Origin of the sequence: Streptomyces sp. NPDC051452 (genome assembly GCF_044454765.1) — a bacterium.
Classification (GTDB): domain Bacteria; phylum Actinomycetota; class Actinomycetes; order Streptomycetales; family Streptomycetaceae; genus Streptomyces.
The window spans coordinates 110,718-137,146 of the sequence record NZ_JBITEB010000008.1 but is presented as its reverse complement, the minus strand read 5'-3'; the positions used below and the strand labels follow the sequence as shown (position 1 = coordinate 137,146).

Sequence of the window (26,429 nt, the reverse complement as noted above, 5' to 3'; positions counted from 1 at the left end):
GCCCCCCCCCCCCCCCCGCCCCCGCCCCCCCCGGGGGGGGGGGCGCGCGCGGCCGCCCCCGGCGCGCGGGGGTGCGCCCCCCCGCGCCCCCCCCCCCCCCCCCCCCCGCCCCCACGTTTCTGCTGAATCAGCGGAAGGTTTAGGCGTCTTCGTGCGTGGCCACCGCGCGACGCGCGTCCGCGTCCAGGACGCCCCAGCTGATCAGCTGCTCGGTGAGCACCGAGGGGGACTGGTCGTAGATGACGGCGAGTGTGCGCAGGTCGTCCTGGCGGATCGACAGCACCTTGCCGTTGTAGTCACCGCGCTGGGACTGGATCGTCGCCGCGTAGCGCTGCAGGGGTCCCGCCTTCTCGGCCGGCACGGTGGCCAGCCGCTCGAGGTCCAGGACCAGCTTCGGCGGCGGCTCGGCGGCCCCGCCCGGCGTGGTGCCCGGCAGCAGTTCCTGCACGGGGACACCATAGAAATCGGCCAACTCTGCAAGGCGCTGCACGGTCACGGCACGGTCACCGCGCTCGTACGAACCGACCACCACGGCCTTCCAGCGCCCCTGGGACTTCTCCTCGACACCGTGGAGGGAAAGGCCCTGCTGGGTGCGGATGGCCCGGAGCTTGGCCCCGAGCTGTTTGGCGTATTCGCTGGACATATGGCTCCCCGGACACTGTGTCGACGCGGCCGGCTGTTTTCCCGCCGCGCGGCTGGTAACTCACTGTGAGGTTACGCAGCGTGACTCTCTTGCGTCAAGCCGAATGGTCCACACCGACGGATCGGTGGTAGTGCCGACGCATTGGGCCAGGGGGGTGATCGAAGGGCTCCCGGCGACCTGCTACCGTGGATGGCGCAAATCCGACGTCCTTTAAGGTCCGTCCCGTGAGGCGGAGAAGGAGGTCCGTTTCGTATGGACTCGCACGCGCACATCCCCGCCACCGATGCCAGGCCCGTTCTCGAGGGCCCCGACATCGCCCGGGTGCTGACCCGCATCGCCCACGAGATCGTCGAGCGCGCCAAGGGCGCCGACGATGTGGTCCTGCTCGGCATCCCCACCCGAGGCGTCTTCCTCGCCCAGCGGCTCGCCGCGAAGCTCGAGGAGATCACCGACCGCAAGGTCCCCGTCGGCTCGCTCGACATCACCATGTACCGCGACGACCTGCGCATGCACCCGCCGCGCGCGCTGGCCCGCACCGACATCCCCGGTGACGGCATCGACGGCCACCTGGTCGTCCTCGTCGACGACGTGCTCTTCTCCGGCCGCACCATCCGCGCCGCCCTCGACGCCCTGAACGACATCGGGCGCCCGCGCGCGGTGCAGCTCGCGGTCCTCGTCGACCGGGGCCACCGCGAACTGCCCATCCGCGCCGACTACGTCGGCAAGAACCTCCCCACGTCGCTGCGGGAGACGGTCAAGGTCCAGCTCGCCGAGGAGGACGGTCGCGACACCGTGCTGCTCGGCGCGAAGCCGACCGCCCAGTAGCAATTCCGGCGCGAGGCCGCTTCGGCGTGCCCACACGCGCACCGGTTTGCCCTGATCCTCCCGATTGAACTGCCTTACGGAGCCTGACAGATGCAGCGTCATCTCATCTCGGCCGCCGACCTCACCCGCGACGACGCCGTCCTGATCCTCGACACCGCCGAGGAGATGGCCCGGGTCGCCGACCGGCCGATCAAGAAACTGCCGACCCTGCGCGGCCGCACGATCGTCAACCTGTTCTTCGAGGACTCCACCCGCACCCGGATCTCCTTCGAGGCCGCCGAGAAGCGACTGTCCGCCGACGTCATCAACTTCTCCGCCAAGGGCTCCAGCGTCTCCAAGGGCGAGTCCCTGAAGGACACCGCCCAGACGCTGGAGGCCATGGGCGTCGACGCCGTGGTGATCCGGCACGGCGCCTCCGGAGCCCCCTACCGGCTGGCCAACTCCGGCTGGATCGACGCGGCCGTGATCAACGCGGGCGACGGCACCCACCAGCACCCCACCCAGGCCCTGCTGGACGCCTTCACCATGCGGCGCCGGCTGGTCGGCCGCGACGCCGGGCTCGGCCAGGACCTGTCCGGCAAGCGGATCACCATCGTCGGCGACGTCCTGCACAGCCGGGTCGCCCGCTCCAACGTCGACCTGCTGCACACCCTGGGCGCCGAGGTCACCCTGGTCGCCCCGCCCACCCTGGTGCCGGTCGGCGTCGGGAACTGGCCGTGCGAGGTGTCGTACGACCTCGACAGCACGCTGCCCAAGTCCGACGCGGTGATGATGCTCCGCGTCCAGCGCGAGCGCATGAACGACGCGTTCTTCCCGACCGAGCGCGAGTACTCGCGGCGCTACGGCCTCGACGGCGACCGCATGGCGAGGCTGCCCGAGCACGCCATCGTGATGCACCCCGGGCCGATGGTCCGCGGCATGGAGATCACCGCCGAGGTCGCCGACTCGGAGCGCTGCACCGTCGTCGAGCAGGTCGCCAACGGCGTCTCCATCCGGATGGCCGTTCTCTATCTGCTGCTCGGTGGAAACGAGCCCGCCGTCACCCACACCCGTACCGAGGAGAAGTAAGACCCATGAGCAAGATCCTGATCCGCGGTGCGAAGGTGCTGGGCGGCGAGCCGCAGGACGTGTTGATCGACGGCGAGACGATCGCCGAGGTCGGCCGGGGCCTGTCGGCCGACGGCGCCGAGGTCGTGGAGGCCGACGGCAAGGTGCTGCTGCCGGGCCTGGTCGACCTGCACACCCATCTGCGCGAGCCGGGCCGCGAGGACTCCGAGACGGTCCTGACCGGCACCCGCGCCGCCGCCTCCGGCGGCTACACCGCCGTGTTCGCCATGGCCAACACCTTCCCGGTCGCCGACACCGCCGGCGTCGTCGAGCAGGTCTGGCGGCTGGGCCTGGAACACGGCTACTGCGACGTCCAGCCCATCGGCGCCGTCACCGTGGGCCTGGAGGGCAAGAAGCTCGCCGAGCTGGGGGCCATGCACGAGTCCGCCGCCGGCGTCACCGTCTTCTCCGACGACGGCAAGTGCGTGGACGACGCCGTGATCATGCGCCGGGCCCTCGAGTACGTGAAGGCCTTCGGCGGCGTCGTCGCCCAGCACGCCCAGGAACCGCGCCTGACCGAGGGCGCCCAGATGAACGAGGGCGTCGTCTCCGCCGAGCTGGGCCTGGGCGGCTGGCCGGCCGTCGCCGAGGAGTCGGTCATCGCGCGGGACGTGCTGCTCGCCGAACACGTCGGCTCCCGGGTCCACATCTGCCACCTGTCGACCGCGGGCAGCGTCGAGATCGTCCGCTGGGCCAAGTCCCGCGGCATCCAGGTCACCGCCGAGGTCACCCCGCACCACCTGCTCCTGACCGACGAGCTGGTACGCACGTACAACCCCGTCTACAAGGTCAACCCGCCGCTGCGCACCGAACGCGACGTGCTGGCCCTGCGCGAGGCGCTCGCCGACGGCACGATCGACATCGTCGCCACCGACCACGCCCCGCACCCACACGAGGACAAGGACTGCGAGTGGGCCGCGGCCGCCATGGGCATGGTCGGCCTGGAGACCGCGTTGTCGGTGGTGCAGGAGACCATGGTCGAGACGGGTCTGCTGGACTGGGCCGGCGTCGCCGACCGGATGTCCCTCACACCCGCGCGCATCGGACAGGCCACCGGGCACGGCCGTCCCGTCTCGGCTGGTGAGCCCGCGAACCTCACCCTCGTCGACACGGCATACCGTGGCCAGGTGGACCCCGCGGGCTTCGCCTCGCGCAGCCGCAACACCCCCTACGCGGGGCGTGCGCTGCCGGGCCGTGTGACGCACACGTGGCTGCGGGGGAAGGCCACGCTCGTCGACGGGAAGCTCACGTGACACCTGTAATCCTGCTGGCCGAGGCCAAGAAGTCGGCCGAGGTCACCGACTGGGGGGCCCGCATCGGCTGGCTCGTCGGACTCGCGCTCTTCGTCGCGCTCGTCTACTGGCTGATGCGCGAGGGCTGGAAGTGGCGCGGCACGCTCCAGGGTGACCTGCCCGCGCTGCCCAGCGCGCCGGAGGAGAGCGGCCCGGCCAGACTGAGCATGAGCGGCCGCTACCACGGCTCCACCACCGCCGGGCAGTGGCTGGACCGCATCGTGGCCCACGGACTGGGCACCCGCAGCCGGGTCGAGCTGACCCTGACGGACCGAGGTCTAAAGGTCGAGCGCCCCGGAGCGAGCGACTTCTTCGTCCCCGTCGCCGCACTGCGCGAGGCCCGGCTCGACAAGGGCATCGCCGGCAAGGTCCTCACCGAGGGCGGACTGCTGGTGGTGACCTGGGCCCACGGCGACAAACTGATCGACTCCGGCTTCCGCTCCGACCGCGCGGCCGAGCACACCGAGTGGGTCGACACCCTGAACCAGATGATCAACGACACGGAAGGCGCACGATGACGACCTCCACCAGGGGAAGCTCCTCGCAGAGGAACAAGGCGCTTCCCGCCGTACTCGTCCTGGAGGACGGCCGCACCTTCCGCGGCCGCGCCTACGGGGCCGTGGGGGAGACCTTCGGCGAGGCCGTGTTCTCCACCGGTATGACCGGCTACCAGGAGACGCTGACCGACCCGTCCTACGACCGCCAGATCGTCGTCGCGACCGCCCCGCAGATCGGCAACACCGGGTGGAACGACGAGGACGACGAGTCCGGGCGCATCTGGGTCTCCGGCTATGTCGTGCGCGACCCCGCGCGCGTGCCGTCCAACTGGCGGGCCAAGCGCTCCCTGGACGACGAGCTGGAGCGGCAGGGCGTGGTCGGCATCAGCGGGGTCGACACCCGGGCGCTCACCCGCCACCTGCGCGAGCGCGGCTCCATGCGCGCCGGCGTCTTCTCCGGCGAGGCGGTCGCCTCCGACTCCGAGCTCCTCGCGCGCGTGCAGGCCCAGCCGCACATGAAGGGCGCGAGCCTGTACGAGGAGGTCGCGACGAAGGAGGCGTACGTCGTCCCCGCGGTCGGCGAGAAGCGCTTCACCGTCGCCGCCGTCGACCTCGGCATCAAGGGCATGACCCCGCACCGCATGGCCGAGCGCGGCATCGAGGTGCACGTGCTGCCCGCCACCGCCACGGCCGACGACGTCTACGCCGTCGCCCCGGACGGCGTGTTCTTCTCCAACGGCCCCGGCGACCCGGCGACCGCCGACGGCCCCGTGGCGCTGATGCGGGCCGTCCTGGAGCGCCGCACGCCGCTGTTCGGCATCTGCTTCGGCAACCAGATCCTCGGCCGCGCCCTCGGCTTCGGCACCTACAAGCTGAAGTACGGCCACCGCGGCATCAACCAGCCGGTCCAGGACCGTACGACCGGCAAGGTGGAGGTCACCGCGCACAACCACGGCTTCGCCGTGGACGCGCCGCTCGACCAGGTCAGCGAGACGGAGTTCGGCCGCGCCGAGGTCTCCCACGTCTGCCTGAACGACGACGTCGTGGAGGGGCTGCGGCTGCTGGACCAGCCGGCCTTCTCCGTCCAGTACCACCCCGAAGCGGCGGCCGGCCCGCACGACGCCGCCTATCTGTTCGACCGCTTCGTTTCCCTGATGGAGGGCCAGCGTGCCTAAGCGCACCGATATCCAGTCCGTCCTGGTCATCGGCTCCGGCCCGATCGTCATCGGCCAGGCCGCCGAGTTCGACTACTCCGGCACCCAGGCGTGCCGCATCCTGCGCGCCGAGGGGCTGCGGGTCGTCCTGGTCAACTCCAACCCGGCGACGATCATGACCGACCCGGAGATCGCCGACGCCACGTACGTCGAGCCGATCACCCCCGAGTTCGTCGAGAAGATCATCGCCAAGGAGCGTCCCGACGCCCTGCTGCCCACCCTGGGCGGCCAGACGGCCCTGAACACCGCCATCTCGCTGCACGACAACGGCGTCCTGGAGAAGTACGGCGTCGAGCTGATCGGCGCCAAGCCCGAGGCGATCCACAAGGGCGAGGACCGCGAGCTGTTCAAGGGCGTCGTGGAGGCCGTCCGCGCGAAGATCGGGCACGGCGAGTCCGCCCGCTCGGTCATCTGCCACTCCATGGACGACGTCATCCAGGGCGTCGAGACCCTCGGCGGCTACCCGGTCGTCGTCCGCCCGTCCTTCACCATGGGCGGCGCCGGCTCCGGTTTCGCGCACGACGAGGACGAGCTGCGCCGCATCGCCGGCCAGGGCCTCACCCTCTCGCCCACCACCGAGGTGCTCCTGGAGGAGTCCATTCTCGGCTGGAAGGAGTACGAGCTGGAGCTGATGCGCGACAAGCACGACAACGTCGTGGTCGTCTGCTCCATCGAGAACTTCGACCCCATGGGCGTGCACACCGGCGACTCGATCACCGTCGCCCCCGCGATGACGCTGACCGACCGCGAGTACCAGACCCTGCGGGACATCGGCATCGCCGTGATCCGCGAGGTCGGTGTCGACACCGGCGGCTGCAACATCCAGTTCGCGGTGAACCCCGAGGACGGCCGGGTGATCGTCATCGAGATGAACCCGCGCGTGTCCCGTTCCTCGGCGCTCGCGTCCAAGGCCACCGGCTTCCCGATCGCCAAGATCGCCGCCAAGCTGGCCGTCGGCTACACCCTGGACGAGATCCCCAACGACATCACGCGGGAGACCCCGGCCTCCTTCGAGCCCACGCTCGACTACGTGGTCGTCAAGGCCCCCCGCTTCGCCTTCGAGAAGTTCCCCCAGGCCGACTCCACGCTGACCACCACCATGAAGTCGGTCGGCGAGGCCATGGCCATCGGCCGCAACTTCACCGAGGCCTTCCAGAAGGCGCTGCGCTCGCTGGAGAAGAAGGGCAGCCAGTTCACCTTCGTCGGCGACACCGGCGGGGACAAGGACGCACTGCTCCGCGAGGCGGTACGGCCCACCGACGGCCGGATCAACACCGTCATGCAGGCCATCCGCGCGGGCGCCACGCCCGAGGAGGTCTTCGCGTACACGAAGATCGACCCGTGGTTCGTCGACCAGCTCTTCCTGATCAAGGAACTGGCGGACGAGCTGGCCGCGGCGCCCGAGCTGACCGCCGACCTGCTCGCCGAGGCCAAGCGGCACGGCTTCTCCGACCAGCAGATTGGCGAGATCCGCGGCCTGCGCGAGGACGTCGTCCGCGAGGTGCGGCACGCCCTCGGCATCCGCCCGGTCTACAAGACGGTCGACACCTGCGCCGCCGAGTTCGCCGCGAGGACGCCGTACTTCTACTCCTCCTACGACGAGGAGAGCGAGGTCGAGCCCCGCGAGAAGCCCGCGGTGATCATCCTGGGCTCCGGCCCGAACCGCATCGGCCAGGGCATCGAGTTCGACTACTCCTGCGTCCACGCCTCCTTCGCGCTGTCCGACGCCGGGTACGAGACCGTGATGGTCAACTGCAACCCGGAGACCGTCTCCACCGACTACGACACCTCCGACCGCCTGTACTTCGAGCCGCTGACGCTGGAAGACGTGCTGGAGATCGTCCACGCGGAGTCCCTCGCCGGCCCGATCGCCGGTGTGATCGTCCAGCTGGGCGGCCAGACCCCGCTCGGCCTGGCGCAGGCCCTGAAGGACAACGGCGTGCCGGTCGTCGGCACGCCCCCCGAGGCGATCCACGCCGCCGAGGACCGCGGTGCCTTCGGCCGGGTCCTCGCCGAGGCGGGCCTGCCGGCCCCGAAGCACGGCACGGCCACCACCTTCGACGAGGCCAAGGCCATCGCCGACGAGATCGGCTACCCGGTCCTCGTGCGGCCGTCGTACGTCCTGGGCGGCCGCGGCATGGAGATCGTCTACGACGAGACCCGCCTGGCCTCCTACATCGCCGAGTCGACCGAGATCAGCCCCTCCCGGCCGGTCCTCGTCGACCGCTTCCTGGACGACGCCATCGAGATCGACGTCGACGCGCTCTACGACGGCGAGGAGCTGTACCTCGGCGGTGTCATGGAGCACATCGAGGAGGCCGGCATCCACTCCGGCGACTCGGCGTGCGCCCTGCCCCCGATCACCCTCGGCGGCTTCGACATCAAGCGCCTGCGCGCCTCGACCGAGGCCATCGCCAAGGGCGTCGGCGTACGCGGCCTGATCAACATCCAGTTCGCGATGGCGGGCGACATCCTCTACGTCCTGGAGGCCAACCCGCGCGCCTCGCGCACGGTTCCCTTCACCTCGAAGGCGACCGCCGTGCCGCTGGCCAAGGCCGCCGCCCGGATCTCGCTCGGCGCGACCGTCGCCGAACTGCGCGCCGAGGGCCTGCTGCCGAAGAGCGGCGACGGCGGCGAGCTGCCGCTGGACGCGCCGATCTCCGTCAAGGAGGCCGTCATGCCCTGGTCGCGCTTCCGGGACATCCAGGGCCGCGGTGTCGACACCGTCCTCGGCCCGGAGATGCGCTCCACGGGCGAGGTCATGGGCATCGACTCCGTCTTCGGCACGGCGTACGCCAAGTCGCAGGCGGGCGCCTACGGCCCGCTGCCCACCAAGGGCCGCGCGTTCATCTCGGTCGCCAACCGCGACAAGCGCTCGATGATCTTCCCGGCGCGCGAGCTGGTCGCCCACGGCTTCGAACTGCTCGCCACCTCGGGAACCGCCGAGGTCCTCAAGCGCAACGGCATCAACGCCACCGTCGTGCGCAAGCAGTCCGAGGGCACCGGCCCGAACGGCGAGAAGACCATCGTCCAGCTCATCCACGACGGCGAGGTCGACCTCATCGTCAACACCCCGTACGGCACCGGTGGCCGCCTCGACGGCTACGACATCCGCACGGCGGCCGTGGCGCGGTCCGTGCCCTGCCTGACCACCGTCCAGGCGCTCGCCGCGGCGGTCCAGGGCATCGACGCCCTCCACCACGGTGACGTGGGCGTCCGCTCGCTCCAGGAACACGCGGAGCACCTGACCGCGGCCCGCGACTAGCAGCCCCGAGGGGGACACCGGAAACGGTGTCCCCCTCTTCATGAGGACACCATGTACAAGATCTTCTTCAATCTCCTCTTCAAGCGGATGGACCCCGAGAAGGCCCACTACCTGGCCTTCCGCTGGATCCGCCTCGCGGTGCGCGTCCCGGTGCTGCGCACGTTCGTCGCGGCCGCCCTCGCGCCCCGCTACAAGGAACTGCGCACGGAGGCCTTCGGGCTGCGCATGCACGGCCCCTTCGGGCTCGCCGCCGGCTTCGACAAGAACGCCGTCGCCATCGACGGCATGTCGATGCTGGGCTTCGACCACGTGGAGATCGGCACGGTCACCGGGGAGCCGCAGCCCGGCAACCCCAAGCGGCGGCTGTTCCGGCTCGTCGCGGACCGCGCGCTGATCAACCGCATGGGCTTCAACAACGACGGCTCGCTGACCGTGGCGGCCCGCCTCGCCACCCGTAAGCCGGTCTTCGCGACGGTCGTCGGCGTCAACATCGGCAAGACCAAGGTCGTCCCCGAGGCGGAGGCCGTCGGCGACTACGTGAAGTCGGCCGAGCGGCTGGCGCCGTACGCCGACTACCTCGTGGTCAACGTCTCCTCGCCGAACACGCCGGGTCTGCGCAACCTCCAGGCCACCGAGGCGCTGCGACCGCTGCTGAGCGCCGTGCGCGAGGCCGCCGACCGCATGGTCACCGGCCGGCGGGTCCCGCTGCTGGTGAAGATCGCCCCCGACCTCGCCGACGAGGACGTCGACGCCGTCGCCGACCTGGCCGTGGAGCTGGGCCTGGACGGCATCATCGCCACCAACACGACCATCGCGCGCGAGGGTCTGGGCCTGCGGTCGGATCCGGCGCTCGTGAAGGAGACCGGCGGGCTGTCCGGCGCGCCCCTCAAGGAGCGATCCCTGGCGGTCCTGCGCCGTCTGTACGCGCGCGTGGGCGACCGGATCACCCTGGTGGGCGTCGGCGGCGTCGAGACCGCCGAGGACGCCTGGGCGCGGATTCTGGCCGGTGCCACGCTGGTCCAGGGCTACAGCGCCTTCATCTACGAGGGGCCCTTGTGGTCCCGCGCGATCCACAAGGGCCTCGCCGCGCGCCTGCGCACCAGCCCCTACGCCACCCTCGCCGACGCGGTCGGCGCCGACGTGAGGAAGTCCGCATGACTGTTCCGGAGCCCTTCGGCGCCCGGCTGCGCCGGGCCATGGACGAACGCGGCCCGCTGTGCGTCGGCATCGACCCGCACGCCTCCCTGCTCGCCGAGTGGGGCCTGAACGACGACGTCGCGGGCCTGGAGCGGTTCAGCCGCACGATCGTCGAGGCGGTGGCCGACCGGGTCGCCGTCATGAAGCCGCAGAGCGCCTTCTTCGAGCGGTTCGGCTCGCGCGGCGTCGCCGTTCTGGAGAAGGCGGTCCAGGAGGCGCGGGCGGCCGGCACGCTGGTCGTGATGGACGCCAAGCGCGGCGACATCGGTTCGACCATGGCCGGGTACGCCGAGGCCTACCTGCACAAGGACGCCCCGCTGTTCTCCGACGCGCTCACCGTCTCGCCCTACCTCGGCTACGGCTCGCTCAGCCCGGCCGTCGCGCTCGCCCGGGAGAACGGCGCCGGACTCTTCGTGCTGGCCCTGACCTCCAACCCGGAGGGGCCGGAGGTGCAGCACGCGGTCCGCGCCGACGGCCGCGACGTGGGCGCGACCATGCTGGCCCACCTGGCCGCCGAGAACGCGGGGGAGGAGCCGCTGGGCTCCTTCGGGGCGGTCGTCGGGGCCACGGTGGGCGATCTGTCGTCCTACGACCTCGACATCAACGGCCCGCTCCTCGCGCCCGGCGTCGGCGCCCAGGGAGCGACGGCGGCCGATCTTCCCGGGGTCTTCGGATCGGCGGTGCGCAACGTGGTGCCCAACGTCAGCCGGGGTGTTCTGCGTCACGGTCCCGACCTCGGGGCGCTGCGGACGGCCACCGAGCGCTTCGCCGGGGAGATCCGGGCCGCCGTCGGCGCCGTCTGACTCCTCCGTCGAGTGCCCGGCCGGGGGTCGCCGGGGCGACCGGAGCGTGAATACATCCTCAAATCCAGGGCATTATGTCTGAAATGTCTGGCCTGACGGAGGCTGACCAGGACTTTTCCGCTGTTCTCGCTGACTCTGGCGGACTTGCCCGCTAGTCTCCGAGCAGTGGGGGCACCTCCCACGCCCTTCAGGCAGTGGGGGAGAACGGGCAGCGTGTTGCTCGTAGCTCCCCAGGTGTGGGGCGACTAGGTTCCTCACCGGTCCGTATCCGACAGTTCGACATCCGAGGTGACGTAGGCGTGGCTCTTCCGCCCCTTACCCCTGAACAGCGCGCAGCCGCGCTCGAAAAGGCCGCCGCGGCTCGCCGGGAGCGGGCCGAGGTCAAGAATCGACTCAAGCACTCCGGCGCCTCTCTGCACGAGGTCATCAAGCAGGGCCAGGAGAACGACGTCATCGGAAAGATGAAGGTCTCCGCACTGCTCGAGTCGCTGCCCGGCGTGGGCAAGGTCCGCGCCAAGCAGATCATGGAGCGTCTGGGCATCTCCGAGAGCCGCCGGGTGCGCGGTCTCGGTTCCAACCAGATCGCGTCCCTGGAGCGTGAGTTCGGCAGCACCGGATCCTGAGTCCGGGCCCTGCCGGACCGGGAGTCCCGGGCACCCCGGGATTGCTGGAATAATCGCTGCATGGCAGTAACACTCCGGGGGACGACCCCCGAGCCCCCGGACGCACGTCCGCGGCTGACCGTGCTCTCCGGCCCCTCCGGGGTCGGCAAGAGCACGGTCGTCGCTCATATGCGCAAGGAACACCCCGAGGTCTGGCTCTCGGTGTCGGCGACGACCCGCAGGCCGCGCCCCGGCGAACAACACGGAGTCCACTACTTCTTCGTCACCGACGAGGAGATGGACAAGCTGATCGCCAACGGCGAGCTGCTGGAGTGGGCCGAGTTCGCCGGCAACCGCTACGGCACGCCCCGCGCGGCCGTACTGGAGCGGCTGGAGAACGGCGAGCCCGTCCTGCTGGAGATCGATCTCCAGGGGGCGCGCCAGGTACGCGAGTCGATGTCCGACGCCCAGCTGGTGTTCCTGGCCCCGCCCTCCTGGGAGGAGCTGGTGCGCAGGCTCACCGGGCGGGGCACCGAGTCGCCCGAGGTCATCGAGCGCCGCCTGCAGGCGGCCAGGACCGAGCTGGCGGCCGAGCCGGAGTTCGACGAGACCCTGGTCAACACCTCCGTCGAGGACGTGGCCCGTGAGCTGCTAGCCTTGATGAACGTTGTGTGACTGATTTCTTTCCCATCCATCGGAAGGTAGAGCGTGTCCTCTTCCATCACCGCGCCCGAGGGCATCATCAACCCGCCGATCGACGAGCTCCTCGAGGCCACCGACTCGAAGTACAGCCTCGTCATCTACGCGGCCAAGCGGGCCCGCCAGATCAACGCGTACTACTCGCAGCTCGGCGAGGGTCTCCTCGAGTACGTCGGTCCCCTCGTCGACACCCATGTCCACGAGAAGCCGCTCTCGATCGCCCTGCGCGAGATCAACGCCGGTCTGCTGACCTCCGAGGCCATCGAGGGCCCGGCTCAGTAGTACCCGCGGCAGTACGCGCATCTGCGGTAGTACGTCGGTAGTACGTTCAGATCGCAGCCGTTTTATCCACAGGCCCGGCAGTCACGCTGCCGGGCCTGTGGTGTGTGATGGTCTCGTACGAGGCCTCGTACGGTGCCTAGCCGGGGAGAGATGGCGAAAGAGATGGCGGACAAGCCGAGGGTCGTTCTGGGCGTCAGCGGCGGCATCGCCGCCTACAAGGCCTGCGAGCTGCTGAGAAGGTTCACCGAGTCGGGCCACGACGTCCGCGTGGTGCCGACCGCCTCCGCGCTGCACTTCGTCGGCGCCGCCACCTGGTCCGCCCTGTCCGGCAACCCCGTCTCGACCGAGGTCTGGGACGACGTCCACCAGGTTCCGCACGTCCGCATCGGCCAGCACGCCGACCTCGTCGTGGTGGCCCCGGCGACGGCCGACATGCTCGCCAAGGCCGCCCACGGCCTCGCCGACGACCTGCTGACCAACACCCTCCTGACCGCTCGCTGTCCGGTCGTCTTCGCGCCCGCCATGCACACCGAGATGTGGGAGCACCCCGCCACCCAGGAGAACGTGGCCACGCTGCGCCGGCGCGGCGCCGTGGTCGTCGAGCCCGCCGTCGGCCGTCTCACCGGCGTGGACACCGGCAAGGGCCGGCTGCCCGACCCGGGGGAGATCTTCGAGGTCTGCCGCCGGGTGCTGGCCCGGGGCGTCACCGAACCCGATCTGCGGGGCCGCCATGTCGTCGTCTCGGCGGGCGGCACGCGCGAGCCCCTGGACCCGGTCCGCTTCCTCGGCAACCGCTCCTCCGGCAAGCAGGGCTACGCCCTCGCCCGCACCGCCGCCGCCCGTGGCGCCCGTGTGACGTTGGTCGCGGCCAACACCGGCCTGCCCGACCCGGCCGGCGTGGACGTCGTCGCCGTGGGCACGGCCGTCCAGCTGCGCGAGGCCGTCCTGAAGGCCGCGGCGGACGCCGACGCGGTGGTCATGGCGGCCGCCGTGGCCGACTTCCGCCCCGCGGCCTACGCGACCGGGAAGATCAAGAAGAAGGACGGTCACGAGCCCGATCCGATCGTCCTGGTGCGCAATCCCGACATCCTCGCGGAGATCTCGGCCGACCGCGCCCGCGCCGGCCAGGTGGTCGTCGGCTTCGCCGCCGAGACCGACGACGTCCTGGCCAACGGCCGCGCCAAGCTCGCCCGCAAGGGCTGCGACCTGCTCGTGGTCAACGAGGTGGGGGAGCGCAAGACGTTCGGCTCCGAGGAGAACGAGGCGGTCGTGCTGAGCGCCGACGGCAGCGACACGCCGGTGCCGCACGGACCCAAGGAAGCCCTCGCGGACACCGTCTGGGACCTCGTGGCGGCCCGTCTCGGCTGACGCGGACACCACGCGCGGATTCCGGTTCGGCCGTCCGGGGACGTTCCGGTTCGGCCGTCCGGGGCGTTTTGCCCCGGCCACCCGACAGCTCTTTTGCGCCGGACAATGGCGCGAGGCGGCTCTGGCCAAGGCCGCTCGGCATTGTGCAGAATGCCCGTGCCGCAGGTCACAGCGCTCCCGAGAGGCGAGACGGTGCCCCATCGGCCGAGTGCGACCGATAAACTGTTCACGGTCGACCGGGCGCAGCCCTCACGTCGACCGCAAATGATCAGCCAGCAGCCGCTGCAACCACAGGGAGCGTTGTGTCCCGTCGCCTGTTCACCTCGGAGTCCGTGACCGAGGGTCACCCCGACAAGATCGCTGACCAGATCAGCGACACCATTCTGGACGCGCTCCTGCGCGAGGACCCGACCTCCCGGGTCGCCGTCGAGACGCTGATCACCACCGGCCTGGTGCACGTGGCCGGCGAGGTGACGACGAAGGCCTACGCGGACATCGCGACCCTCGTCCGCGGCAAGATCCTGGAGATCGGCTACGACTCCTCCAAGAAGGGCTTCGACGGCGCCTCCTGCGGTGTGTCGGTGTCCATCGGCGCGCAGTCCCCGGACATCGCGCAGGGCGTGGACGCGGCGTACGAGGCCCGGGTCGAGGGCGACGACGACGAGCTGGACAAGCAGGGCGCGGGCGACCAGGGCCTGATGTTCGGCTACGCGTCCGACGAGACGCCGACGCTGATGCCGCTGCCGATCTTCCTGGCGCACCGGCTGTCGAAGCGGCTGTCCGACGTCCGCAAGAACGGCACCATCCCCTACCTGCGCCCGGACGGCAAGACGCAGGTCACCATCGAGTACGACGGCGACAAGGCCGTCCGCCTGGACACGGTGGTCGTCTCCTCCCAGCACGCCTCCGACATCGACCTGGAGTCGCTGCTGGCGCCCGACATCCGCGAGTTCGTCGTGGAGCCGGAGCTGAAGGCGCTGCTGGACGAGGGCATCAAGCTGGAGACCGAGGGCTACCGCCTGCTGGTCAACCCGACCGGGCGGTTCGAGATCGGCGGCCCGATGGGTGACGCCGGTCTGACCGGCCGCAAGATCATCATCGACACCTACGGCGGCATGGCCCGCCACGGCGGCGGCGCGTTCTCCGGCAAGGACCCCTCCAAGGTCGACCGCTCGGCCGCCTACGCGATGCGCTGGGTCGCCAAGAACGTCGTGGCGGCGGGGCTTGCGGCCCGCTGCGAGGTGCAGGTGGCGTACGCGATCGGCAAGGCCGAGCCGGTCGGGCTGTTCGTGGAGACGTTCGGTACCCACAAGGTCGAGCCGGAGAAGATCGAGAAGGCCATCGACGAGGTCTTCGACCTCCGCCCGGCCGCGATCATCCGCGACCTGGACCTGCTGCGCCCGATCTACTCCCAGACCGCCGCCTACGGCCACTTCGGCCGCGAGCTGGCCGACTTCACCTGGGAGCGCACCGACCGCGTGGACGCCCTGCGCGCCGCCGTGGGCCTCTAGGCCCCCGCATATCCTGTCCGCCGAGGCCCGGCCCCCCTTCGAGGGGGGCCGGGCCTCGGCGTGCGCCCGGCCGCGAGGCGCCGGGTGTCAGTGGCGTTTGGTAAGAATGCAAGCGTGAGCAGCGAGAACGGAGTGGGGGACGGCGAGGCCGAGGGCGCGCCGCCGGAGCAGCTCGCGCTCATCCGGGAGAGCGTGCGCCGGGCGAAGACACCGCGGGCCAAGCCGCGGACCTGGCGGGGGGCCGCCCTCGCCCCGGAACTGCCCGTCGCGCGGGTACTGGTCGACAAGGGTGTGCTGCACCTCGACCGGTACTTCGACTACGCGGTGCCCGAGGAACTCGACGAGCAGGCGCGGCCCGGGGTGCGGGTGCGCGTGCGGTTCGGCGCGGGGCGAGGCCGGGTGCGCGACGGCCGCCGGGAGGGCGGCGGACTCATCGACGGCTTCCTCGTCGAGCGGCGGGCCGAGTCCGACTACTCCGGGCCGCTGGCCGCCCTGGCCCAGGTCGTCTCGCCCGAGCCGGTGCTGGGCGCCGAGCTGCTGGCCCTGGCCCGGGCCGTCGCCGACCGGTACGCGGGCAGTCTCGCCGACGTCCTCCAGCTCGCCGTGCCGCCGCGCAACGCCCGGGCCGAGCAGCGCCCGTCCCCCCCGCCCCTGCCGCCCCCGCCGGCACCGGAACCGGGCTCCTGGGCGCGGTACGGACAGGGGGGCGCCTTCCTCGACGCGCTGGCCTCCGGGGGAGCCCCCAGGGCCGTGTGGAACGCGCTGCCGGGGCCGCTGTGGAGCGAGGAGGTGGCCCGCGCCGTCGCCGCCACCCTCGCCTCGGGACGCGGTGCCCTCGTCGTCGTACCCGACGGCAGGGCCGCCGCGCGGGTGGACGCCGCGCTCACCGCCCTGCTCGGCGAGGGCCGGCACGCGACGCTCACCGCCGACGCCGGCCCCGAGAAGCGGTACGCGCAGTGGCTCGCGGTCCGCCGGGGCTCCGTCCGGGCCGTCGTCGGGACGCGCGCGGCCATGTTCGCTCCGGTGCAAGACCTCGGGCTCGTCGCCGTCTGGGACGACGGCGACGACAGCCACAGCGAACAGCACGCCCCGCAGCCGCACACGCGGGAGGTGCTGCTGCTGCGGGCCGCGCTGGACAAGTGCGCCTTCCTGCTCGGCGGGTTCGCCTGCACCGTGGAGGCCGCCCAGCTCGTGGAGAGCGGCTGGGCCCGGCCCTTGGTCGCGAGCCGGGACCACGTGCGGCGGGCCGCGCCCCTGGTGCGCACGGTGGGGGACCAGGACCTCGCGCGCGACGAGGCCGCCCGTGCCGCCCGGCTGCCCACCCTCGCCTGGCAGGCGGCCCGCGAGGGGCTGCGGCACGGCCCGGTGCTGGTGCAGGTGCCCCGCCGGGGCTACGCGCCCCGCATGGCCTGCGCCCAGTGCCGGGCGCCCGCCCGCTGCCGGCACTGTTCCGGGCCGCTCGAAGGGCAGGACGGGGGCGTTCTGCGGTGCGGGTGGTGCGGGCGGGAGGAGGGCGCCTGGCACTGCCCGGAGTGCGGCGGCTTCCGGTTGCGCGCCCAGGTCGTGGGCGCCCGGCGGACCGCCGAGGAACTGGGCCGGGCGTTTCCCGCCGTGCCGGTGCGCACCTCGGGGCGGGAGCACGTGCTGGACACCGTGCCGGACACGCCCGCGCTGGTGGTGAGCACCCCGGGCGCCGAGCCGGTCGCCGAGGGCGGCTACGCGGCGGCGCTGCTGCTGGACGGCTGGGCCATGTTGGTACGACCCGACCTGCGGGCCGGCGAGGACGCCCTGCGCCGGTGGATCGCCGCTGGTGCGCTCGTCCGGCCGCAGGAGCAGGGGGGGACGGTGGTCGTGGTGGCCGAACCGACCCTGCGTCCCGTGCAGGCGCTCGTCCGCTGGGACCCGGTCGGGCACGCGGTGCGGGAGCTGGCCGAGCGGGCCGAGCTGGGCTTTCCGCCGGTGTCCAGGATGGCGGCCGTCGCCGGGACGCCCACGGCCGTCGCCGGATTCCTGGCGGCCGTCGAACTTCCCGCGGACGCCGAGGTGTTGGGGCCGGTCCCGGTGGCGCCCACCCCGCCCGGCCGGCCGCGCAGGACCGGTGCGCCACCGCCCGGCGAACACTGGGAGCGGGCGCTCGTGCGGGTACCGCCGGGCAGCGGGGCCGCGCTGGCCGCCGCCCTGAAGAGCGCCCAGGCCGCGCGTATGGCGCGGGGGGGCGAGGAGGCGGTACGGGTGCGGATCGATCCACCGGACATCGGCTGACGCCCGCTGCCCGGGGCGCGCTCTGGTGGTCGCGGGCCCGGTGCGGGGGCCGCCGTCGCGCGTGGGCGGGCTCGCGCGGGAGGGCGTCCTGGGCCGTGTCGCGAAGTGGGGGGTGCCGTCGGAGGATCAGGCGAGGGGCGTATGGCCCGGCCCCGGACGCGTCGCCCTCCCGGAGGGCTCCAGGGAGTCGCCGGGAGGGGCGGACCGTCCCCTTCAGCCGTTGCGCGGACCGGGGAAGGCGGTCGGCCGGACGTCGTCGCGCAGGGTGGGGCTGCCCGCCGTCGGCTGGGTGGGCATGGAGCGGGCCGCGGGGACCGTCGGCACCGCGGGCAGGCCGGTGTTCACGCTGATCGTGCGGTTGACGGCGGGCTCCGTCGCCCGCTCCGACTCGGCGGCCGCCTGGGCCGCGGCGCGACGGGCGCCGTAACGGCGGTGCACCGCCTGCTTGGTGACGCCGAGCGCCGAACCCACCGCGTCCCACGAGAAGCCCAGTGAACGGTCGAAGTCCACGGCGGCCGTGACCAGCGTCTCGACGCTGTCCCGGAGTTCCTGGGCGAGCCGCACCGTCGGGGCGGGAGCGCGTCCGTAGACGACGAAGCCCGTGGACGGGCCGGAGCGGCGCGGACGGTAGACGTTGCCCAACTGGGCGGTGAGCGTGCGCAGTGCGTCCACCTGCCGCCGGACCCGCTCGATGTCCCGCACCAGCAAGTGCAGGCTGGCCCGGGCCTGGGCGTCGTGGGTTGCGTGGTCGGCCATGAACAAGCCTCTCGAACCGGCGTTGAAAGGAACTGGGCCGTGAGAACAGCCCGATGTGGTCAACTCTTTCTTGACCAACGCGTATCCGCTCCGCTGGTCACGGGGTGGGGGCGTACGGGCATATGCGTACGCCGCCCTCCGGTTCGCGCGCCGCCCCGGCCGCGGGAAGGGAGCGCCGAGGCGCGTACGCACGCGGGGTGTTCGCGGTCTGCGGCTTTCCGGTGGTGGTCATAGACTGGTGCGCTGCCCGTCCGACCCCCGCCCGAGAGGCCCGATCCCGCCCATGAAGCTCGTCTTCGCCGGCACCCCCGAGGTCGCCGTTCCCGCCCTGGACGCACTGATCGCCTCCGGGCGGCACGAGGTGGCCGCCGTCGTCACGCGGCCCGACGCGCCGGCCGGGCGTGGGCGCAGGCTGGTCGCGTCGCCCGTGGCCCAGCGGGCGCAGGAGGCCGGGATCGAGGTGCTCAAGCCGGCCAAGCCGCGCGATCCGGAGTTCCTGGAGCGGCTGCGGGAGATCGCGCCCGACTGCTGCCCCGTGGTGGCCTACGGCGCCCTGCTGCCCCGGGTCGCGCTGGACGTTCCGGCCCACGGCTGGGTCAACCTGCACTTCTCGCTGCTGCCCGCCTGGCGCGGCGCCGCGCCGGTGCAGCACTCCCTCATGGCGGGGGACGAGATCACCGGTGCCTCCACCTTCCTCATCGAGGAGGGGCTCGACTCCGGCCCGGTCTACGGGACCGTGACCGAGGAGATCCGGCCCACCGACACCAGCGGTGACCTGCTGACCCGGCTCGCCTTCGCCGGCGCCGGGCTGCTCGCTGCGACCATGGACGGCATAGAGGACGGCACCCTGAAGGCCGTGCCACAGCCGTCCGAGGGCATCACCCTCGCGCCGAAGATCACCGTCGAGGACGCCCAGGTCCAGTGGTCGGCGCCCGCGCTGCGGGTGGACCGGCTCGTGCGCGGCTGCACTCCGGCGCCCGGCGCCTGGACCGTCTTCCGGGGCGAGCGGCTCAAGCTGATCCAGGTCACGCCCGTGCCCGAGCGCACCGACCTCGCGCCGGGGCAGCTCGCGGTGGGCAAGAACAGTGTGCAGGTGGGCACCGGCTCGTACGCCGTCGAGCTGCTCTGGGTACAGGCCCAGGGCAAGAAGCCCATGCGTGCGGCGGACTGGGCGCGGGGCGTCCGCATCGGGGAGAACGAGACACTCGGCGGCTGAGCGGCAAGGCGCGTGCGGCGTCTGGCGTCCGGCGTCACGGTGGGTGTGACCGGGTGACGGGCTTGTCGCCGCCGACGGTGGCCAGTGACGCCGTGGCGCGGCAGCGGCCGTGGGCTCCCGGCGCGGCGGTGGCCTCCCGCCCGACGCGGACAGCGGACGTGGCCGCGGGCGGCGGGGCGGGCCTGCTCGGCGGTCGTCCGCTCGACCGGGCCTGCGCCCGACGCGGATAGCGGACGTGGCCGCGGGCGCGCGGGGCGGGCCCGCTCCCCGGTCGTCCGCCCGCCCCGGGGTTCGGCCGCTGTGGGCCGTGCGTCTCGGCTGGTGTCCGTCCACTCCGGGTTGCGCCGACCTCCGGGCCGGGGCGTGGCGGCGGTCCGGCCGGCGGGGTTCGGCTGCTGTGGGCCGTGCGTCTCGGCTGGTGTCCGTGCACTCCGGGTTGCGCCGACCTCCGGGCCGGGGCGTGGCGGCGGTCCGGCCGGCCGACGGGGGTTCGGTCGCTGTGGCCCGTGCGTCTCGGCCGGTGTCCGCCCACTCCGGGTTGCGCCGACCTCCGGGCCGGGCGTGGCGGCGGTCCAACCGGCCGGCGGGGGTTCGGTCGCCGACCGGGTACGGCGGCGCGTCCGCCGCACGAACCGCCAAGCCCCGCGCCCACGAACCGCCAAGCCCCGCGCCCGGCTGCCCTGCCGCCCGGCCCAACGGCCGCCGGGGAAACCCCCACTCGGACTCACACCAGCCACACCAGTCACACCGGCCGCACCGGGCCGACCCCCAGCCGTACCCCCTCACCCGCCCCCCGCGAAGCCCCTGTCGGCCGCCCGTGCGTTGTGCCGACGTAGGCTGGAGACCGCAGTCCCTTCTTCACATCCGGAGCACTTTTTTCGTGAGCGAGCAGCCCCGGCGGCCGAGCAAGCCCGCCAAGCCCTACCGCCGTCCTCAGAAGGACCCCGTCCGCTTCCTCGCCTTCGAGGCGCTGCGAGCGGTCGACGAGCGGGACGCGTACGCCAACCTCGTGTTGCCGCCGCTGCTCAGGAAGGCGCGCGAGAAGGGCGACTTCGACGCGCGGGACGCCGCTCTCGCCACCGAGCTGGTGTACGGCACCCTGCGCCGCCAGGGCACGTACGACGCCGTCATCGCCGCCTGTGTCGACCGGCCGCTGCGCGAGGTCGACCCGCCGGTGCTGGACGTGCTCAGCCTCGGTGTGCACCAGCTGCTGGGCACCCGGATCCCGACGCACGCCGCCGTCTCCGCCTCCGTCGAGCTGGCCCGGGTGGTGCTCGGGGACGGGCGGGCGAAGTTCGTCAACGCCGTGCTGCGCAAGGTCGCCCAGGACGATCTCCAGGGCTGGATCGAGAAGGTCGCGCCGCCCTACGACGAGGATCCCGAGGACCACCTCTCCGTCGTGCACTCGCACCCCCGCTGGATCGTCTCCGCGCTCTGGGACTCCCTGGGCGGCGGGCGCGCCGGTATCGAGGAGCTGCTGGAGGCCGACAACGAGCGGCCCGAGGTGACGCTCGTCGCGCGGCCCGGCCGGGCCACCGCCGAGGAGCTGCTGCGCGAGGAGTCCGCCGTGCCCGGACGCTGGTCGCCCTACGCGGTGCGGCTCGCCGAGGGCGGGGAGCCGGGGGCGGTCGAGGCCCTGCGCGAGGGGCGCGCGGGAGTGCAGGACGAGGGCAGCCAGCTGGTCGCGCTCGCGCTGGCGAACGCCCCGCTGGACGGGCCCGACGAGAAGTGGCTCGACGGCTGTGCGGGACCCGGCGGCAAGGCCGCGCTGCTGGCCGCCCTCGCCGCCCAACGTGGAGCCTTCCTGCTCGCCTCGGAGAAGCAGCCGCACCGGGCGGGTCTGGTGGCCAAGGCCCTGGCCGGCAACCCGGGGCCCTACCAGGTCGTCACCGGCGACGGCACGCGCCCGCCGTGGCGGCCCGGCTCCTTCGACCGGGTGCTGATGGACGTACCGTGCACCGGGCTCGGCGCGCTGCGCCGACGCCCCGAGGCCCGCTGGCGGCGACGCCCCGACGACCTGGACGACTTCGCGCCGCTCCAGCGCTCCCTGCTGCGCACGGCGCTCGACTCCGTGCGGGTCGGCGGGGTCGTCGGCTACGCGACCTGTTCCCCGCACCTGGCCGAGACCCGGGCGGTCGTCACCGACGTGCTCAAGCAGCGCCCGGACACCGAGCTGATCGACGCCCGTCCGCTGCTGCCCGGCGTCCCGGCGCTCGGCGAGGGCCCGGACGTCCAGCTGTGGCCGCATGTGCACGGCACCGACGCGATGTACCTCGCGCTGATCCGCCGCACCGGCTGACACGGTTCCCGGGAAACCCCCGTCCGTCCGGGCCGTCGGCGACGACGAGTCGCCCGGGAAGTGGGACAAAACGGCGCGCGCGGGGTCGTGTTGGCGCAGGGGCCGAGCCGGGCCCTCCGTCAAGCGACCCGGGTCTACGGCGGGCGGAAGCCGGATGTCGCAGGGCGGGGTACGCCCGGTGTCGTCCACAGGCAGTCGCATATGGTCGTACAAGTGCGATGAACCGTCTCGCCTGTGGACCAGCGCGAACATCAGTGCCCCGGACATGGCAGGCTTGGGGCATGGCCGTGCAGATCAACCCCAGCATCCTGTCCGCCGACTTCGCTCACCTCGCGGAGGAGGCCAAGGCGGTCCGAGGCGCCGACTGGCTCCATGTCGACGTCATGGACAACCACTTCGTCCCGAACCTGACGCTCGGTGTGCCGGTGGTGGAGTCCCTGGCCCGTGCGACGGACACCCCGCTGGACTGCCATCTGATGATCGAGGACCCCGACCGCTGGGCCCCGCAGTACGTCGAGGCGGGCGCCTCGTCGGTCACCTTCCATGTGGAGGCCGCCGCCGCCCCCGTGCGGCTCGCCCGGGAGATCCGGGCCAAGGGCGCCCGCGCCTCGATGGCGCTCAAGCCGGCGACGCCGATCGAGCCGTTCGAGGACCTGCTGCCGGAACTCGACATGCTGCTGATCATGACGGTCGAGCCGGGCTTCGGCGGCCAGGCGTTCCTCGACATCATGCTGCCGAAGATCCGCCGGACCCGGGAGTTGATCGGCAAGCACGGCCTGGATATCTGGTTGCAGGTCGACGGCGGTGTATCGGCCTCGACGATCGAGCGGTGCGCGGAGGCGGGAGCGGACGTGTTCGTGGCCGGCTCGGCGGTCTACGGCGCGCAGGACCCGGCCGAAGCGGTCCGTGCGCTGCGGGGGCAGGCGGAGGCCACCATCGCCGGTGCGTCGTGGGCATGCGACCACTGAGCCACCGGTAAGTGAACGGTTAAGTGAACGGCGCCCTTCGGGGCGGATCAGTTGCGCCGAATCTGCGAGGATGAACGGCGAATCCACAGTGTGAACAGCAGTGAAGGAGATCGCCGTGTCGGGTATGTCGGCGGGCCGGTCAGCCATGCGGATGGGACCCGCTGAGCTGGTGCAGGCGGCGGCCATGGCCCGCCGCTTCTACCTCGAGGGCAAATCCAAGATCCAGATCGCGGAGGAGTTCGGCGTCAGCCGCTTCAAGGTGGCCCGGGTCCTGGAGACGGCCCTCGAACGGGATCTCGTGCGCATCGAGATCCGGGTGCCGGCCGAGCTGGACGCGGAGCGCTCCGACGCGCTGCGCGCCCGCTACGGCCTCAGGCACGCAGTCGTGGTCGAATCCCCGGCCGAGGCGGAGGAGACCCCCGACCCCGAGAACCTGGGCGAGGTCGCCGCCGACCTGCTCGGCGAACTCGTCAACGAAGGGGACGTGCTCGGACTGGCCTGGGGCCGGTCCACCATCCACATGGCGGCGGCACTCGACCGGCTGCCGCCGTGCACGGTGGTGCAGCTGACCGGCGTGTACGACGCCGGCACCGCCGAACGCGGATCCGTGGAGGCGGTACGCCGCGCCGCGCAGGTGTCGGGCGGCGACGCGCACCCGATCTACGCGCCGATGCTGCTGCCGGACGCGGCCACCGCGGTGGCTCTGCGCAACCAGACCGGGATCGCCCGGGCCTTCGAGTACTTCGACAAGGTCACGGTCGCCTGTGTCTCCATCGGCTCCTGGGAGCCCGGTATCTCCACCGTGCACGACATGCTCAGCGACGAGGAGCGCGCGCACTACGCCTCGCTCGGTGTCGCCGCCGAGATGTCCGCGCACCTCTTCGACGCCGATGGCCGCCGGATCGGGCGTGACCTGGGGGAGCGGTGCATCACGGTCAAGACCGACCAGCTGCGCCGTATCCCGGAGGTCGTGGCGATCGCCGGCGGCCAGCGCAAGGCGTCCGCGATCGACGCGGTGCTGCGCTCCGGCCTGGTCACCAGCCTGGTGACGGACACCTCCGCGGCGGACTACCTGATGACGGCGGGACCGGCGCCGAAGTCCGCGCTCAACCGCGCGGACCCCGACGGGGTCTGAGCGGCGTCCGACAGGCACCCGCCGGGTCCCTCCGGCGGGTCGCGACGTCGTCGTGACGGGACGGCCGTGGCAGCATCGTCCGCATGCTGCTGCGGTTCGTCCCCCGTGCGCTCGCCGGGTTGCTCGTCTGTCTCTGCGTCCTGCTGACCGGATGCTCGTCCCCGTCCGCGGGCACCGCCACGGCCCCCGGCCCCGCCGCCCCGGGCGGCCCCACCCCGGCGTGGGCGAAGGGCATGGACACCGTCCGGGCGTCGCGGCTCCCCGCGGAGGCGCGCGCCACGCTCGCCCTCGTCGACCACGGCGGCCCCTACCCCTACGCCAGGGACGGCATCGTCTTCGGGAACCTCGAGGGCCATCTGCCCCGGCACCAGCGCGGTTACTACCACGAGTACACCGTGCGGACACCCGGTTCCCACGACCGCGGGGCCCGGCGCCTGGTCACCGGGCTCGGCGCGGAGATCTACTACACCGACGACCACTACGACTCGTTCCGGGCGGTACTGCGATGAACGAAGACCTGGCGGGCCGGTTCACGGTCGTGCTGGAGCTGGACCACGTCCGGGACAAGGCCGGCTTGATGGACGCCGTCGCCCGGGCCCTGGCACTGCCCGACTGGTTCGGCCGCAACTGGGACGCGCTGGCCGACTCGCTCGCCGACCACACGGTGTGGCCCGAGGGCGCCGTCGAGCGGGGGCTGCTGATCCTCATCCGGGGCTGGCAGCCGTACGCCGAGGCGCGACCCGGGGAGTGGCGGACCGCGCAGGAGGTGTTCGGTGAGGCGGTGGACCGCACCCCCTCCCTCACCGTCCTGCTCGCCCTTGGAGGATCGTCCCAGGTGATCGGCCACGACCCTGGAGGTTCCGTCGGGGCGTGACAGGCCCCGTGACATGGGACAATGAGGTACGTGCTCTTTCCCCCTGGCACACCTGTCCGGGGGCCGCCTCCGATCCACCTGGGATGTGCAGCACGTGCGTTTCCTCAACGACCTCCAGCCCCCGTACGACCTGACGTACGACGACGTGTTCATGGTGCCGAGCCGCTCCGCGGTGGGCTCCCGTCAGGGCGTGGACCTCAGCTCGCCGGACGGCACGGGCACCACCATCCCGCTCGTCGTCGCCAACATGACCGCCATCGCCGGCCGCCGTATGGCGGAGACGATGGCCCGCCGCGGTGGCCTGGTGGTCATCCCGCAGGACATCCCGATCGACGTCGTCACCGAGGTCGTGTCCTGGGTGAAGAGCCGCCACCTGGTGCTGGACACCCCGATCGTGCTGGCCCCGCACCAGACCGTCGCCGACGCCCTGGCCCTGCTGCCCAAGCGGGCGCACAACGCCGGCGTGGTCGTCGACGAGAACCAGCGGCCCGTCGGTGTCGTCACCGACACGGACCTGACCGGCGTCGACCGCTTCACCCAGCTCGAAGTGGTCATGTCCAAGGACCTGCTGCTCCTCGACGCGGACATCGACCCGCGCGAGGCGTTCAACCGGCTGGACGCGGCCAACCGCCGCTACGCCCCGGCCGTGGACGCCGAGGGCCGGCTCGCCGGCATCCTCACCCGCAAGGGCGCCCTGCGCGCCACGCTGTACACCCCGGCGGTCGACGCGCGGGGCAAGCTGCGCGTCGCCGCGGCCGTCGGTATCAACGGCGACGTCGCCGGCAAGGCCAAGCAGCTGCTCGACGCGGGCGTGGACACGCTCGTCATCGACACCGCGCACGGCCACCAGGAGTCGATGATCAGCGCCATCAGGCTGGTGCGCGCGCTCGATCCGCAGGTGCCGATCGTCGCGGGCAACATCGTCTCCGCGGAGGGCGTCAAGGACCTGATCGACGCCGGCGCGGACGTCATCAAGGTCGGCGTGGGCCCCGGCGCCATGTGCACGACCCGCATGATGACCGGCGTCGGCCGGCCGCAGTTCTCCGCCGTCCTGGAGTGCGCCGCCGAGGCGAGGAAGTACGGCAAGCACGTGTGGGCCGACGGCGGTATCCGGCACCCGCGCGACGTGGCCATGGCCCTCGCGGCCGGCGCGTCCAACGTGATGGTCGGCTCCTGGTTCGCGGGCACCTACGAGTCCCCCGGCGACCTCCAGCAGGACGCGGGCGGCCGCCTCTACAAGGAGTCGTTCGGCATGGCCTCCGCGCGTGCCGTGGCCAACCGCACGTCGGACGAGTCGGCGTACGACCGGGCCCGCAAGGGGCTGTTCGAGGAGGGCATCTCGACCTCCCGCATGTTCCTCGACCCGGCGCGCCCGGGCGTCGAGGACCTGATCGACTCGATCATCGCGGGTGTCCGCTCCTCCTGCACCTACGCCGGTGCCGCCTCCCTCGAGGAGTTCGCCGAGAAGGCCATCGTCGGCATCCAGAGCGCGGCCGGCTACGCCGAGGGCAAGCCGCTGCACGCCAGCTGGAGCTGACCCGCCCCGGCTTCGTCCGGCCCCGCTTCGTCCGGCCCCCGTCCCTCCCGTACCAGGGAAGGGCGGGGGCCGTCGGC

22 protein-coding genes and 1 pseudogene are annotated in these 26,429 nt (G+C 72.4%); 21 read left to right on the top strand and 2 right to left on the bottom strand.

The window, feature by feature from the left end; translation table 11 throughout:
- Positions 1–139: 139 nt before the first annotated feature.
- Positions 140–643 carry a transcriptional regulator BldD gene (gene bldD / locus ACIBA9_RS20395; protein ID WP_020938842.1) on the bottom strand — a complete coding sequence of 168 codons (504 nt, stop codon included), beginning with the start codon at positions 641–643 and terminating at the stop codon, positions 140–142.
- A 252-nt stretch (positions 644–895) separates the two neighbouring features.
- On the opposite strand from bldD, the gene pyrR reads away from it, so the two are divergent.
- The 14 genes from pyrR to ACIBA9_RS20325 all read left to right on the top strand — a co-directional run bounded on the left by pyrR (position 896) and on the right by ACIBA9_RS20325 (position 17,567).
- The gene (pyrR, locus tag ACIBA9_RS20390; protein ID WP_362164859.1) at positions 896–1,468 is read left to right on the top strand and encodes a bifunctional pyr operon transcriptional regulator/uracil phosphoribosyltransferase PyrR; all 573 of its coding nucleotides are present in this window, start codon (positions 896–898) and stop codon (positions 1,466–1,468) included.
- 90 nt (positions 1,469–1,558) lie between these two features.
- Positions 1,559–2,536: an aspartate carbamoyltransferase catalytic subunit gene (locus ACIBA9_RS20385; RefSeq protein ID WP_362164861.1), complete on the top strand. Its 978-nt coding sequence runs from the start codon at positions 1,559–1,561 to the stop codon at positions 2,534–2,536.
- A 5-nt stretch (positions 2,537–2,541) separates the two neighbouring features.
- The gene (locus ACIBA9_RS20380) at positions 2,542–3,828 is read left to right on the top strand and encodes a dihydroorotase (RefSeq protein ID WP_399364794.1); all 1,287 of its coding nucleotides are present in this window, start codon (positions 2,542–2,544) and stop codon (positions 3,826–3,828) included.
- Positions 3,825–4,385 (top strand): hypothetical protein, encoded by a 561-nt coding sequence (locus ACIBA9_RS20375; RefSeq protein ID WP_399364792.1) that lies wholly within the window; start codon positions 3,825–3,827, stop codon positions 4,383–4,385. Before ACIBA9_RS20380 ends, ACIBA9_RS20375 begins: the two co-directional genes overlap by 4 nt.
- Positions 4,382–5,539 carry a glutamine-hydrolyzing carbamoyl-phosphate synthase small subunit gene (carA, locus tag ACIBA9_RS20370; RefSeq protein ID WP_362164869.1) on the top strand — a complete coding sequence of 386 codons (1,158 nt, stop codon included), beginning with the start codon at positions 4,382–4,384 and terminating at the stop codon, positions 5,537–5,539. The genes ACIBA9_RS20375 and carA overlap by 4 nt, the downstream gene beginning before the upstream one ends.
- Positions 5,532–8,843, top strand: coding sequence for a carbamoyl-phosphate synthase large subunit (carB, locus tag ACIBA9_RS20365; protein ID WP_362164870.1), 3,312 nt, complete (start codon positions 5,532–5,534; stop codon positions 8,841–8,843). The genes carA and carB overlap by 8 nt, the downstream gene beginning before the upstream one ends.
- A gap of 51 nt (positions 8,844–8,894) precedes the next feature.
- Positions 8,895–10,001 (top strand): quinone-dependent dihydroorotate dehydrogenase, encoded by a 1,107-nt coding sequence (locus ACIBA9_RS20360; protein ID WP_399364790.1) that lies wholly within the window; start codon positions 8,895–8,897, stop codon positions 9,999–10,001.
- Positions 9,998–10,843: an orotidine-5'-phosphate decarboxylase gene (gene pyrF, locus ACIBA9_RS20355; protein WP_399364788.1), complete on the top strand. Its 846-nt coding sequence runs from the start codon at positions 9,998–10,000 to the stop codon at positions 10,841–10,843. The genes ACIBA9_RS20360 and pyrF overlap by 4 nt, the downstream gene beginning before the upstream one ends.
- A 299-nt stretch (positions 10,844–11,142) precedes the next feature.
- Positions 11,143–11,466: an integration host factor gene (locus tag ACIBA9_RS20350; protein WP_003977346.1), complete on the top strand. Its 324-nt coding sequence runs from the start codon at positions 11,143–11,145 to the stop codon at positions 11,464–11,466.
- Positions 11,467–11,526: 60 nt separating this feature from the next.
- Positions 11,527–12,120, top strand: a complete 594-nt coding sequence (gene gmk / locus ACIBA9_RS20345) for a guanylate kinase (RefSeq protein ID WP_362164877.1) — start codon at positions 11,527–11,529, stop codon at positions 12,118–12,120.
- Positions 12,121–12,153: 33 nt separating this feature from the next.
- Positions 12,154–12,426 carry a DNA-directed RNA polymerase subunit omega gene (rpoZ, locus tag ACIBA9_RS20340; protein WP_005319902.1) on the top strand — a complete coding sequence of 91 codons (273 nt, stop codon included), beginning with the start codon at positions 12,154–12,156 and terminating at the stop codon, positions 12,424–12,426.
- Positions 12,427–12,576: 150 nt separating this feature from the next.
- A complete protein-coding gene (gene coaBC / locus ACIBA9_RS20335) occupies positions 12,577–13,794 on the top strand; it encodes a bifunctional phosphopantothenoylcysteine decarboxylase/phosphopantothenate--cysteine ligase CoaBC (RefSeq protein WP_399364785.1) in 1,218 nt (405 codons plus the stop codon).
- Between the two features lie 302 nt (positions 13,795–14,096).
- Entirely contained in the window at positions 14,097–15,305 is a 1,209-nt protein-coding gene (gene metK, locus ACIBA9_RS20330; RefSeq protein WP_399364783.1) for a methionine adenosyltransferase, read from the top strand.
- A gap of 114 nt (positions 15,306–15,419) precedes the next feature.
- Complete coding sequence (locus tag ACIBA9_RS20325; protein ID WP_399364781.1) at positions 15,420–17,567, top strand: primosomal protein N'; 2,148 nt, start codon at positions 15,420–15,422, stop codon at positions 17,565–17,567.
- A gap of 213 nt (positions 17,568–17,780) precedes the next feature.
- On the opposite strand, the gene ACIBA9_RS20320 is transcribed toward ACIBA9_RS20325, so the two are convergent.
- Positions 17,781–18,323, bottom strand: a complete 543-nt coding sequence (locus ACIBA9_RS20320) for a hypothetical protein (RefSeq protein ID WP_362161462.1) — start codon at positions 18,321–18,323, stop codon at positions 17,781–17,783.
- Positions 18,324–18,606: 283 nt separating this feature from the next.
- Here ACIBA9_RS20320 and fmt point away from each other — a divergent pair, with 283 nt between their 5' ends.
- The 7 genes and pseudogenes from fmt to ACIBA9_RS20285 all read left to right on the top strand — a co-directional run bounded on the left by fmt (position 18,607) and on the right by ACIBA9_RS20285 (position 26,352).
- Positions 18,607–19,539: a methionyl-tRNA formyltransferase gene (gene fmt, locus ACIBA9_RS20315; RefSeq protein ID WP_399364778.1), complete on the top strand. Its 933-nt coding sequence runs from the start codon at positions 18,607–18,609 to the stop codon at positions 19,537–19,539.
- 880 nt (positions 19,540–20,419) lie between these two features.
- Complete coding sequence (locus ACIBA9_RS20310; protein WP_399364776.1) at positions 20,420–21,838, top strand: RsmB/NOP family class I SAM-dependent RNA methyltransferase; 1,419 nt, start codon at positions 20,420–20,422, stop codon at positions 21,836–21,838.
- A 281-nt stretch (positions 21,839–22,119) separates the two neighbouring features.
- Complete coding sequence (rpe, locus tag ACIBA9_RS20305) at positions 22,120–22,806, top strand: ribulose-phosphate 3-epimerase (protein ID WP_399364774.1); 687 nt, start codon at positions 22,120–22,122, stop codon at positions 22,804–22,806.
- A 90-nt stretch (positions 22,807–22,896) separates the two neighbouring features.
- Positions 22,897–23,941 (top strand): annotated as a pseudogene (locus tag ACIBA9_RS20300) (sugar-binding transcriptional regulator).
- Positions 23,942–24,024: 83 nt separating this feature from the next.
- The gene (locus ACIBA9_RS20295) at positions 24,025–24,450 is read left to right on the top strand and encodes a ribonuclease domain-containing protein (RefSeq protein WP_399364772.1); all 426 of its coding nucleotides are present in this window, start codon (positions 24,025–24,027) and stop codon (positions 24,448–24,450) included.
- Entirely contained in the window at positions 24,447–24,815 is a 369-nt protein-coding gene (locus ACIBA9_RS20290; protein ID WP_399364770.1) for a barstar family protein, read from the top strand. The genes ACIBA9_RS20295 and ACIBA9_RS20290 overlap by 4 nt, the downstream gene beginning before the upstream one ends.
- Before the next feature lie 94 nt (positions 24,816–24,909).
- Entirely contained in the window at positions 24,910–26,352 is a 1,443-nt protein-coding gene (locus ACIBA9_RS20285) for a GuaB1 family IMP dehydrogenase-related protein (protein WP_393900122.1), read from the top strand.
- Positions 26,353–26,429 lie beyond the last annotated feature (77 nt).